Origin of the sequence: Enterovibrio paralichthyis (assembly GCF_019209835.1) — a bacterium.
Lineage (GTDB): Bacteria > Pseudomonadota > Gammaproteobacteria > Enterobacterales > Vibrionaceae > Enterovibrio > Enterovibrio paralichthyis.
This window is the reverse complement of sequence record NZ_JAHUTS010000002.1, coordinates 431,366-444,103: the sequence shown is the minus strand read 5'-3', so window position 1 is coordinate 444,103 and position 12,738 is coordinate 431,366. Positions and strand designations below refer to the sequence as shown.

8 protein-coding genes are annotated in these 12,738 nt (G+C 49.4%); 6 read left to right on the top strand and 2 right to left on the bottom strand.

Going from position 1 to position 12,738, the window contains the following annotated elements:
- The first annotated feature begins 521 nt into the window (after positions 1 to 521).
- On the top strand, positions 522 to 2,702 hold the full coding sequence (gene malQ, locus KU854_RS04330; RefSeq protein ID WP_218357229.1) for a 4-alpha-glucanotransferase: 2,181 nt from the start codon (positions 522 to 524) through the stop codon (positions 2,700 to 2,702).
- 118 nt (positions 2,703 to 2,820) lie between these two features.
- On the opposite strand, the gene malK is transcribed toward malQ, so the two are convergent.
- The gene (gene malK, locus KU854_RS04325; protein ID WP_218357228.1) at positions 2,821 to 3,945 is read right to left on the bottom strand and encodes a maltose/maltodextrin ABC transporter ATP-binding protein MalK; all 1,125 of its coding nucleotides are present in this window, start codon (positions 3,943 to 3,945) and stop codon (positions 2,821 to 2,823) included.
- Between the two features lie 436 nt (positions 3,946 to 4,381).
- On the opposite strand from malK, the gene malE reads away from it, so the two are divergent.
- The 3 genes from malE (at position 4,382) to malG (ending at position 8,114) form a co-directional block, all read left to right on the top strand.
- Positions 4,382 to 5,563, top strand: coding sequence for a maltose/maltodextrin ABC transporter substrate-binding protein MalE (gene malE / locus KU854_RS04320; protein WP_218357227.1), 1,182 nt, complete (start codon positions 4,382 to 4,384; stop codon positions 5,561 to 5,563).
- A gap of 64 nt (positions 5,564 to 5,627) precedes the next feature.
- Positions 5,628 to 7,211, top strand: a complete 1,584-nt coding sequence (malF, locus tag KU854_RS04315; protein WP_218357226.1) for a maltose ABC transporter permease MalF — start codon at positions 5,628 to 5,630, stop codon at positions 7,209 to 7,211.
- Positions 7,212 to 7,223: 12 nt separating this feature from the next.
- Positions 7,224 to 8,114 (top strand): maltose ABC transporter permease MalG, encoded by an 891-nt coding sequence (gene malG, locus KU854_RS04310; RefSeq protein ID WP_218357225.1) that lies wholly within the window; start codon positions 7,224 to 7,226, stop codon positions 8,112 to 8,114.
- Between the two features lie 67 nt (positions 8,115 to 8,181).
- On the opposite strand, the gene glgX is transcribed toward malG, so the two are convergent.
- A complete protein-coding gene (gene glgX / locus KU854_RS04305) occupies positions 8,182 to 10,140 on the bottom strand; it encodes a glycogen debranching protein GlgX (protein ID WP_218357224.1) in 1,959 nt (652 codons plus the stop codon).
- Between the two features lie 409 nt (positions 10,141 to 10,549).
- Here glgX and lamB point away from each other — a divergent pair, with 409 nt between their 5' ends.
- Positions 10,550 to 11,731, top strand: a complete 1,182-nt coding sequence (gene lamB, locus KU854_RS04300; RefSeq protein ID WP_218357223.1) for a maltoporin LamB — start codon at positions 10,550 to 10,552, stop codon at positions 11,729 to 11,731.
- A gap of 91 nt (positions 11,732 to 11,822) precedes the next feature.
- On the top strand, positions 11,823 to 12,692 hold the full coding sequence (locus tag KU854_RS04295) for a MalM family protein (RefSeq protein WP_218357222.1): 870 nt from the start codon (positions 11,823 to 11,825) through the stop codon (positions 12,690 to 12,692).
- Positions 12,693 to 12,738: the final 46 nt, after the last annotated feature.

Genomic DNA, 12,738 nt, shown 5'->3' with positions numbered 1-12,738 from the left:
GGTGCTTTCCTGTTTTGTTGTTGTGATGCATTCAGGGTGAAAATAGTTTGGATTTAATCTAGATGTGTTATTTATAACTTGATGAGTCTACGCCCCATAAACGTGAAGTTGATCACTTAAAATGCATGAAAGTGTCTCAGTCTGACGGTTGGGTGTACAAGAAGATTGTAGGAGAGCCGTTTTTTTGGGTACCAACAGGGACAAAAGTGATAGGGGACGGGTTGAGTAGGCGGCCAACTGGGCAGAAGTTCTACTGAACAAGGTTGAGCGCGACAAAAGTCGAGCAGAGCCTGCCCGCGTGGCTTTCATCACTACGCCTTTACCCCTCCTCCTTTTGCATTTGTGGTAAGGGAGGATGTGAGATGGATAAATATCCGGCAAGATGATTTTATGGGCACTTTTAAAAGTTACTTGGGTTCGCTGGCTTCCCAGCCTAACCACAAAGGCGAGGGTTGGCGTCGGCAAAGGAAGTTTTGATGCCGTTTCCAGAAATTAGAAGGGATAAATCCCCGGAGATATCAATGGAACATGAATCTGCACTGAAATGCGTCACAGAAATGGCCAACCTAGCGGAAAGTTATGTCAGCGCGTGGGGGACAGAAACCCAGGTATCGGATGCTTCTTTGTATCAGTTGCTTGCCGCCCTTGGCTACGACGTGCGAAATGAGCAGTCACTGCTAGCCTCAGCCAAAAAGAAACACAAAAAAAGTGTAATGCCACCCGTCACTGTTATTCGTGATGGAGAGTCGCTGGATATTGCTCTTCACCTTGGGGTCTCTGCACGAGAGAGTGAGTTCAGCTGGCAGGTTGATACAGAACAAGGGGATAGATTCGAAGGGCAACTGCTGTCCCACATCGTCAGTGACATGAGAAGTGACGGCGGTGCGTTAGTGTTTCGGTTACCACTGGAATTACCCTGGGGGTATCACCAGCTGACGTTACAAAGAAAACGTCGCAAAACACCGTATGTGATGACACTTATCATCGCTCCCAACCGCTGCTACGTGCAACCTGAGCTTGACCAGAATAGTAAACTTTGGGGGCCTAGCATCCAGCTTTACACTTTGCGAAGTCAGCACAATTGGGGCATCGGCGATTTTGGGGATCTGAAAGAACTGATTTGTGAGCTGGCCTCGCGTGGCGCTGGTTTCGTGGGGCTAAACCCCGTCCATTCACTTTTTCCGTCGAACCCGGAAGCGGCAAGCCCGTATAGCCCATCCTCCCGTCGCTGGTTAAACCTGCTTTATATTGACGTCTGCGCCGTACCTGAATTTGCACTCAATATTGACGCGCAGCAGCTCGTTGGCAGCTCAGACTTCCAGCGCCGCCTGCAGGAAGCCCGGGACACTCACTGGGTTGATTACACGAAAGTGGCCTCGCTGAAATTCTCTGTCCTGCCTTTGCTGTTTGAAGACTTCAAATCTCGCCATCTCAACAAGCGAACCCCCCGGGGTGCCAATTTTCTTACATTTGTTGAGCAGGGTGGGGAAAGCCTTCGCCAACAAGCCGCTTTTGATGCGTTGCACAGGAAACTGAGTGGCGAGCAGGAAAATGTCTGGGGTTGGCCGGTGTTTCCTGACGAATATAGACGTTATGAGAATGTGGCGACCCAAGCATTTATAGAGCAAAACCCGTATGACATAGCGTTCTTTATGTACCTGCAATGGGTCGCGGATGGACAGATAAACGAAGCCCAGAATCTTGCGAAGGAGAAGGGCATGGTACTCGGTTTATACCGCGACCTTGCGGTGGGTGTCTCTGATGCGGGGTGTGAAACCTGGTCTGACGATAGTCGACTGGTTAAAGAGGCCAGTATTGGTGCGCCCCCTGATGTCCTTGGGCCTCTGGGGCAAAACTGGGGTTTACCCCCCTTCGACCCACATGCGTTGCAACAGTCAGGCTACAACGATTACGTCGCATTGGTTCGTGCCAACATGAAGCACTGCGGAGCGCTGCGGATTGACCATGTGATGGGAATTCTTCGCCTTTGGTTGATCCCGAAAGGTAAGAATGCCAGTGAAGGGGCGTATCTTTACTATCCGGTTAATGATCTTCTGGCCATCCTTGCGCTTGAATCTCACCGGGCGCAATGCACAGTTATTGGTGAAGATTTGGGTACTGTGCCTGCGGAAATTGTTTCGTTGCTGCGTGATGCCGGCATTTTGTCGTACAAAGTGTTTTTCTTTGAAACGTCGTTTGAGGATGGGGGATACATATCGCCCGCGCATTATTCCCCGCAATCCATGGCGACCTTGTGTACTCACGACATGCCCACGATGCGAGGCTTCTGGCACTGTGATGACCTGAAAATGGGGCACGAACTGGGACTTTACCCTGATGAAGACCAACTCAAGCCCCTGTTTGATGAACGTCTGCGTCAAAAACAGGGGGTGCTTAACAGTGTACGTTGGCACGGCTTTTTGACGGATGGGGTGGGTGAAGATGCGCAGTTTGTACCAATGGATGGTTATTTAAGCCGCTCATTGCAGCTTCATGTCGCCTCGGGGCAGTCTGCGCTCTTTAGCGTTCAGCTGGAGGATTGGCTGGAGATGGATAAGCCTGTGAACATTCCCGGTACGGTGGATGAATACCCCAACTGGCGACGTAAGTTGTCCATGAACATCGAAGCGGTTTTCAGCCTGCCAGAAATCGGGCAACTGATGCGGGATCTGACAAGGGTAAGGCAAGCGGCCAGCCGTTAGCGCTGCCGCCACTCGCAACCGTGTTTCATTAATGGAAAAACATTGAGCCCACAGAGCGTTTCCTAAGACAAAAAGACCGCCAGTTGGCGGTCTTTCTGATCAAAGTGTCCGGTGCTTTTTAGTTGTCATCGAATTGGACACCATTTTCCCGGTGTAAACGCTGGCATGCCCTGCCATCTTGATGGAATAAGTGGCACCGGTGGGCGGGGATACCGATAGAGAAAGTTTCTCCGGGCTCAATTTCCAAGGTATCCAGTTGACGGTAAATGACGTCGGCATCCGTGCCTTTGAGGTGTATGTATACCTGAGTTTCATTTCCCAGCTTTTCGACAATCGTTGCTGTGCCACCAATGGCGGCTTCGCCTTCACTTTCCGCAACAAGGTGTTCGGGGCGGATGCCTATCGACATGCGGTCACCGCGTTTTACTGTGGAACCATCAACCGGAATCCAAAAGCTGTTGGCGTTTGTGAGTTTCACTTTTACCTGATCAGCTTGCACATCCTCAATCGAAACGCTGATGAAGTTCATTTTCGGAGAGCCAATGAATCCGGCGACAAAGCGGTTTTTTGGATAGTGATAAAGCTCCAGGGGCTTGCCTACCTGCGCAACCTTACCTTCATTTAAGACAACAATCTTGTCCGCCATGGTCATCGCTTCCACCTGATCGTGAGTCACGTAAATCATGGTGCAACCGAGCTGGCGTTGGAGTTTGGTGATTTGTGCTCGCATTTGTACGCGCAGTGCCGCATCAAGGTTGGAAAGTGGTTCGTCCAGCAAAAATACTTTGGGTTGGGATACCAGAGTCCGGCCAATGGCAACGCGTTGGCGCTGTCCGCCTGAAAGTGCTTTAGGTTGACGTTCCAGCAGGTGGGCGAGTTGAAGGATTTCAGCCGCGTGGTTGACCCGCTTGTCTATCTCTTCCTTGGGTGCTTTGGACAGCTTCATGCCAAATGACATGTTTTCATACAAGTTGAGATGTGGGTAAAGTGCGTACGACTGGAAAACCATGCCAACCCCGCGTTTGGAAGGCTCGACATCGTTGATACGTTCCTCATCTATATAAAGGTCGCCATCGGTGATCTCTTCCAAACCCGCCACACATCGCAGCAACGTTGACTTCCCGCAGCCTGAAGGGCCAACAAAAACGACGAATTCTCCATCTTTTATTTCTAAGTCAACGTTCTTTGAAATCACTACATCGCCATATGCTTTTGAAACATTTTTAAACGTGACGCTCGCCATATCCCTATTCCTCGCCGTTTGGTTTCATCCCAATATTCCAGGCGACGAAAGTTTCACCGCCTGAATACAACACGTATGAGCATCTTGGGGAATGCCATTTAAGTCAGTGTGCGGCTTGTAGCGGTAAAGAACATCATCCCGAAACACATTTATAAAGGGGGGAATGGTGTGGCGTAGGTCGTTGTGTGTGACAGGAGCGCGACAAAAATATTTCTTACAGTGCCTGTCGGTAACTCTCTGAAAACACGAATTCTAATTCAATTTCCACGATGTCCCTGCGTTCTGGCGGGTGATATACATCACGTTTTACACCTGTTTCTAACAAGGGCGTAGGGGTTGGGATGATGAATTTGGTCATTGATCGACCGACTATTGACCATGGAATAAGGCTAGTTCTAAAGGAATCGTACTCGTCTCAGGAAGAAGGAAAGAGAAGATGAAACTCAATACGACCGCACTTGCCATTGGTACCCTCATCTCGCTTAGCTCATTTGGTGCTAATGCTGCGATTGAGGAAGGGCAGCTGACAATCTGGATCAACGGTGACAAAGGCTATAACGGCTTGGCTGAAGTCGGGAAACGCTTTGAAGAAGAGACGGGGATTCCCGTAACCGTCGAACACCCGGATGGTCTACAGGATAAGTTTCCTCAAACAGCATCCACAGGCGATGGCCCGGATATCGTTTTTTGGGCTCACGACCGTTTCGGCGGCTATGCCGAAGCAGGTTTGTTGGCTGAGGTAAAACCGTCAAAGCGGCTAGAGGATGGCATCGTTAATTTTGCCTGGGATGCGGTCAAGTATAAGGGCAAATACGTCGGCTACCCTGTGGCGGTTGAATCACTCTCTCTCATCTACAACAAGGATCTGGTGCCTGAGCCGCCGCAGACTTGGAAAGACGTGGTTGAAATTAACAAAACGCTCGAGCCGCAAGGTGTCACGGCCATCATGTGGAACCTCAAGGAACCCTACTTCACTTGGCCGTTGATGGCAGCGGATGGTGGTTACGCATTCAAGAAAAATGACACGGGCTACGATGTGAAAGACGCAGGCATCAATAATGAAGGTGTCCACGATGCAATGACCTTCATGAAGAAGCTGGTGGAGGGGGGCGTTATTTCCCCTGACATGGATTACTCCGTCTCTGAATCTGCATTCAATCAGGGTAAAACAGCCATGACGATCAACGGCCCGTGGTCTTGGAGCAACATTGAAAAATCCGGGCTCAACTATGGCGTGGCAAAACTACCTTCGTTCCAAGGGCAGTCATCAAAGCCTTTTGTAGGCGTGTTGAGTGCCGGCATTAGCACAGCGTCACCCAATAAAGATCTGGCGGTTGAGTTTCTCGAAAACTATCTGTTGACCGATGAAGGCCTGGCGACGGTCAACGCTGACAAGCCGTTGGGGGCGGTCGCCCTGAATTCCTATCAGGAAAAACTGGAACAAGATGACCGCATCGCTGCAACGATGACAAATGCGCGTAATGGTGAAGTGATGCCCAACATTCCAGAGATGAACGCCTTCTGGTCTGCTGCCAAAAGCGCAATCGTGAATGTGATGGATAGCCGGCAGTCTGTTTCCGATGCCTTGGCAGACGCTGAAGGTCAAATGACCAAATAACGTGAAAACGACAGGGAGGCGCTCGCCTCCCTGACTTCCCCTCCAAAACATGGACAGTATCCCTATGCAGTCAGTTCGAAAGACAATCAGCATGCATCCATCACAACCACGGCAACGCATTCAACCTACTTTAACGACATCTTATTTTAAGTGGCTGGTGCTGGGACTCGTTGGCATCGTGAATGGCTATGCGACCATCGTTATGTACGCCCGCGGCGAGACAGCCTTTGCCTTGCTTACCGTTGTTCTGACCGCGCTCGCGCTATTCACCTTCGGCAAAAAATCGATGTATGCCCACCGCTATATCTACCCAGGTATCGCGGGGATGATCCTCTTTATTTTATTTCCTTTGGCATACACCGTTGGACTCTCGTTTACCAACTACAGTGGTAAAAACCAACTTTCCTTTGAGCGCGCACAATCTGTGCTGATGGCGCGTACTTTCCAGAGCGGTGAAAACTACCCATTCAGTGTCTACCAGACAGAGGAAGGGCAGCGCCTTGTTGTCGAAACGCCAGAAGGCCAATATATGACCGCGCCGGTTGACCTGAAGTCGCTGCGTGCCAGTGCATTGGATCTTGAGGTGGCCGAATCGATAACCGGTGAGAAGTTCACTATCAAGCAGGTTATTCAGTTGCGGGACAAGATAAGTGCATTATCACTGATGATTCCTGACGGTGAAGCCGTTCGCATGAGTGGTTTACGCCGAATGGCCGCGGTAGAGCCGCTTTATACGCTGGATGCTGATGGTGAGACCCTTATCAACAACAGCAACGGCGAGATTTTGAAACCAAACTATCAAGTAGGTTTTTACCAACCCGTTAACGCGCAAGGCGAGTTTACTGGCGATACGGTTTCTCCCGGTTTTATTGTTAATATCGGTTCAGATAATTTCGAGCGTGTTTGGGAAGATGAGGGAATTAAAGAACCATTTATTGATATCTTTATTTGGACAGTGATCTTCTCTGTTCTCACTGTGGTGTTTACACTGTTTATTGGGCTGATTCTAGCCAGTGTTGTTCAATGGGAAGAATTAAAGGGCCGCTCAGTTTATCGATTGCTTTTGATTCTTCCATACGCTGTGCCTGCATTTATTTCCATCCTGATCTTTCGTGGTTTATTTAACCAAAGCTTTGGTGAAATCAACATGGTATTGGAGGCCTTATTTGGCATTAGCCCAAGTTGGTTTTCCGACCCCTTTTTAGCCAGAACAATGGTGTTAATTGTGAATACCTGGCTCGGCTTTCCTTACATGATGATTCTTTGTATGGGGTTGTTAAAAGCCATCCCGGATGACTTATATGAAGCCTCTGCGATTGATGGTGCCAGCTTTATCGATAATTTCCGGTTAATCACTTTACCCATGATGATTAAACCCCTTACACCGTTATTGATTGCAGCATTTGCTTTTAATTTCAATAACTTTGTCATGATCATGCTGCTGACTGAGGGGGGGCCAAGCCGGATCGGAACGTCAGAGCCCGCCGGTTATACAGACCTTCTGGTGAGTTATACCTACCGGATTGCATTCGAGGGAAGTGGCGGTCAGGACTTTGGTCTGGCGAGTGCGATAGCGACACTTATCTTCCTGTTGGTGGGTGCACTGGCATTGCTGAACCTACGTCTTACCCAAAAAGCGGCACGGTAAAGGAGAGATACTATGGCAATGGTACAAGGAAAATCGTTGAAGTATCGCGTGTGGGCGACTCACATTGGCATGTGGCTTTTTCTGGCAATGATTCTGTTTCCTCTATTGATGATTGTTGCGATTTCCTTTCGTGAAGGGAACTTTGCAACGGGAAGCCTTATCCCGAAAAATCCCTCCCTCGAACATTGGAAGCTTGCTTTGGGATTTACGGTGACAAATGCAGATGGCTCAGTGACACCTCCGCCGTTTCCCGTGTTGCTCTGGCTTTGGAACTCAATCAAGGTCGCGGGTGTCTCCTCTGTTTTCATTGTGGCGCTGTCCACCACATCAGCCTATGCATTCGCCCGTTTGAGATTCAAAGGCAAAGAGCCAATTCTGAAGGCCATGATGATCTTTCAGATGTTCCCTGCCGTGTTGGCGCTGGTTGCAATTTATGCTTTGTTCGACAAGCTGGGTCAGTACATTCCGTTTCTGGGACTGAACACCCACGGTGGTCTGATCTTCGCGTATCTTGGTGGGATTGCCCTGCATGTTTGGACGATAAAAGGCTACTTTGAGAGCATCGATGGCTCGCTGGAAGAGGCAGCTGCGTTGGATGGCGCCACGCCATGGCAGGCGTTCCGGTTAGTCTTGCTGCCGTTGTCCGTGCCGATTCTGGCAGTGGTGTTTATCCTGTCTTTTATTATGGCTGTAGGGGAAGTGCCAGTGGCGTCGATCCTCCTTTCTGATGTTGATTCCTATACTCTGGCAGTGGGTATGCAGCAATATCTTTACCCTCAAAATTACCTATGGGGTGACTTTGCGGCAGCAGCAGTACTCTCTGCTGTTCCCATTACTGCGGTTTTCCTGTTGGCGCAACGTTGGTTGGTGGGGGGCTTAACCGCCGGCGGTGTAAAAGGATAGCTTTCCGAAAACGAAAAACAGAGGGCAGCTCATGAGCTGCCCTTTTTGTTTGCATCAGATGCTTGATTCAACGGCAGGTAAATATTTTCAGGGTGTAAGGTTGCAAAACCGTACTTTCGCCTGTGGTTTCGGTCTCTGGCGCGGGCATGGAGGTATCGCATATACACTGCCAACTGCTGGACTCCGGCAGTGAAAATTCGCAGGTTTCCTCACTCACATTCAAGCAGTAAATCAAAGAGGTACCTTTGTGTTCGCTGTGTTTCCCTATAGTGAGCTGAAGGCGGAGCTGCCGAATGGAATGCCAAGCCACCAACTCAATGGGAGTACCATTAGGATGTGTCCAAAGGGCATGGTTTTCATGACGGTGGCGTCCACTGTAGGCACGGATGAAGGCTGGCATGATTTCTTGTCGTCGACTAATCATCTCGCTGACCCAGTCTGCAAAAGCCAGTTTTCTGTCGGAAGATGTCCAATCCAGCCAGCTGATTTCGTTGTCCTGACAATACGCATTGTTGTTGCCTTGCTGGGAGTGGGAAAGCATGTCCGCGGTGAGCAGGTGAGGCATACCAAATGAAAAGAGAATACTCGCGACCATGTTGCGTTTCTGGCGTTCGCGTTTAGCCACAATGGCGGGATCATCTGTCGCACCTTCAACACCATAGTTTGCAGAGCGGTTGTCGCCGTGCCCGTCGCGGTTATTTTCGCCATTGGCATGATTGTGCCTTTGCTCATAACTGACTAAGTCTTCCAGCGTAAACCCGTCGTGGTAAGTGACGTAGTTGACGGAAAGATGGCTTGGCCAGTGAGCACCACTGAACAGTTCGCGCGAGCCCATCAGGCGCTTGGTAAACCGGCGGAGCATACCCTCATCACCACGCCAAAGGCTTCGCGTGGTATCACGAATTTTGTCATTGCACTCATGCCAGTTAGTTGGGAAATTGCCAAGCTGATAACCGTTGGGGCCAATATCCCAGGGCTCTGCGATAAGCTTCACGCTGCGCAAAACCGGATCTTGTGCGACTGCCTGAAAAAACGCTGACCGGGGGCTAAAGCTTTGACCATTGCGCCCCAATGTCACGGCGAGATCAAACCGGAACCCGTCTACCTGGTAGTCGGTAACCCACATCCGAAGTGTGTCCATCACGGTTTTAAGTGCAGCAGGATAAGTGAGATCCAGCGTGTTTCCGCAACCGGTATAGTTCAGGTAATTCCCCTTGTCATCTTGCAGGTACATGGCTTTATCCAGCGCTTTGTAATGCAGAACCGGGCCACCTTCACCGCTTTCGGCTGTGTGGTTGAATACCACATCTAAAATCACCTCTATGCCATTTCTATGTAGCTCGCGAATGGCGGTTTTCAGCTCTGTGACGGCATCTTTTTCCGCATATCTGGGATTGGGTGCGGTGAAGACGAAGGGATTGTAGCCCCAATAATTGTTCCTTCCACCCGTCAATAAATGAGGCTCTGACAAGGCACTGGTGATGGGAAGCAACTGTAAACAGCGAATGCCCTGACGCTTGTAAAACGCCAGCATGGCCGGGGAAACCAGACCAAGATAACGCCCGCGCTCGTTCTCAGGCACATCAGTGTTCAGTTGGGTAAGCCCTTTTACATGGGTCTCGAAAATCAGGGTTTCCGTTTCAGGTATTCTTGGTTGGGAAACGCCTTGCCAGTCGAATCTAGAATCGGTCACGACACATCGCGCTAAGTTCACACTTTGGTCAGCAGAATAGGGCGGCTGATAAGGGGGCTGTTTCGATACCGCCCTGGCATAGGGGTCTGCCACGTACCATTGCTCGCCTTCGTACGATATCATGAAGGCATATTCAGTGCCCGCTTCAATGCCTGGAACATAGGTGTACCAATGTCCCATCTGGGTTTCCTGCATCTCTATGTGTTTTACATTTCCATCATTGCCAAAAATCGCTAATGAAACAGCATGCTGATAGGGGGCGTGCAGAGAAAAACCACATCCGTTTTGGTCCAGGTTGGCACCTGGAGAAAAATAAGGTTCTGAGTACAACATTTTTCTGCCTGTTCAATGGGTAAATAGGTATTTCTGCCATTAGAGCCAAGCTTGTTAAAACCTTCAAGTTTAAGGCCTGTCGCGCAGGCCTGTTCCTATGTAATTTTATTTCTTTTCACTCTGTTTGTTGGCGCTGAAATAAATAGTTGGCGACACATTGATGCTGTTTAATGAAATTAAATTACCAAATACGCCTTGCGAAAGTGATGTGCTTCCTAATACCGACTTAATTAGTGTCCACTCCTCCTTTTTATTCCTCCTTTAATTTCTTTTCTATGGATGAAGTGACCAAGAAATGACCTGGGTACGATGGCTATAGGACAAACAAGAAGGGCAAAGCACAGGCGTGAGAAGCTCAATAGGAATACGGGCATTTAACGCTTTGGATAGTAGCTTTATGGAGTAAGGTATGAAAAAAACAAATTTGGTCGCTATTGCTGTCTTCGCTGCATGTTCTGCCGGTTCTGCACTTGCGGTCGACTTTAACGGGTATGCAAGGGCAGGTACGGGTATCAGCGGCAACGGTGACGGCGACGTATCCTTTATGAAGCAAGGCGTGGGTCGTTTGGGCAACGAAAACGACAACTATTATGAGTTCGGGTTTGCCGAACAACTGCAAACCGGCGCACAAGCCTGGGATCTGGAAGCCATGCTAGCCAAAGGCGATGAAGGTCAGGTTGGCTGGGAAAGCGATAACGCAATCAATGTTGCACAGTTTTACGTAAAAGCAAAAGGTCTGTTTGCCTCAGATCCCGATGCAGTTTTGTGGGCCGGTAAGCGCTACTACCAACGTAAAGATGTTCATATCACGGATTTTTACTTCCTGAATAATTCGGGCACCGGTGGTGGTATCGAGAACGTCTCGATTGGTGAGCAGAAATTGTCACTGGCACTGGTACAGGATGGAGAAAACGATAATGCCAGTGGTTACATTTTCGACGCCCGTCTGGCGAATATCGGTCTGTGGGAAGATGCGAACCTAGAGCTGGTGGCTGCGTATAACTTCTCAACCGAAAAAGATGAAAAGGATGAAGTGGCTGATGACGGCGTTTTCCTGACTGCAATTGTTCACCAGAATCTTGATATCGGTTTCAACCAGACTGTCTTGCAGTACGGTACGGGCGGTTATGGTGACCAATTGGCCGGGTTTGGTTCCGGTGCCTGGTACCCACGGGGTCTCGATGCGAACAATGATGCTAGTGGTTATCGAATCATCAACTGGGGTGTGATCAGTTTGGGGGACGCATGGGAAGTCGGTCACCAACTCTCTTATCACCACGGTTCAGATTTAAACAACGGAATGAGTGATTCGAATATGTACACAGTGGTTGTTCGCCCGATGTACAAGTGGAATGACTCTATGCGCACCATCATGGAAGCGGGTTACTTCTCGAGAGAACAGGATGGTGTAGACGATCAGGGTGGTCACAAGTTTACCCTGGCACAAGGCTGGGCCATGGGTAACAGCTTCTGGGCACGTCCTGAAATTCGTGTATACGGCAGTTACATCACTGATGAAGAAGGTACTACTTTTGGCGCGAAAGGAGACTCTGATTTCGTCGCCGGTATTCAACTGGAGGTTTGGTTCTAATTTAACTTTGGTTCCAATGAAACTCTGTTAATCAACAAGCATTGCCAAATTTTGCCGACTATGTCGGCATTTTTTTTTAAGGATTACGATCATGATGCAATACACAAAAGGGCTTCTCTTGGCCGCTATCCTGATATCTGGCTGTTCAAGTATCCAAACACCGATCACCCGGTTGCCAGAGGGCAGTCAGGCCACGTCACCGGATGCCCTGAAAACGATAAAGCTGGCAATCCCGCAAACACTGCTGACAAAAATAGAAGAGAACACCCAGTCGCTGCTTTTCGACGGTATTGATAGCCCGGTTGCCGCATTTGAACTGCCAGTGATCCCCGCTGGTATCTCGGTTGAAATTGTCAGCCAGATCAAAGATACCGTTTTCCTGCCACAGGCTAGGGTGGTGAACCAAAATGGCGAAACCATGGTTGAATTTCCTACACAAGCGTTCCGCTATGTGAAACCCAGACTGGCGGAAGGCAACAGATTGGTAGCGGAAAAGCTGGTTTTTCCTACCGCAGATACCAAGACGCTAACGTTGTTGGTGTTTACAGACAAATCTCAAATGGATGGAGTGACGCCCGTTATCCATCCTGCCAGACTGGATGCCGAAGCGCGCGGAAACTATCTGCCAGAAGTAAAAGATATCCAGATCCCTCACAGTCTGACAGGAGAGTTGAGTGTTTCTGTCCGTCCGCCAAAAAGTGGTTGGTTTTCGAATACGCAGGCAACGCCAGCACCATTACCTGTGCTTTCAAGCGAACAAACCGCAGTAACAAAACAGAAGAAGGTATCGACGTTAACGCCACAACAGACTACCCGCGACTATTACTACAAAGCGATAAAAACGGCGGTGGACGATGGGAACATTGATAAAGCATTGGCGTTATTGGACGAGGCTAAAACGCTCAATGTGGAAGGGGCGCAGAAAGTTTTCACCGAATCGATAGAATCGCGTTTCCAATAGCGAGTAAAACGCATTGCTCACAAACAACCAGTCGGCTCATCTCGGG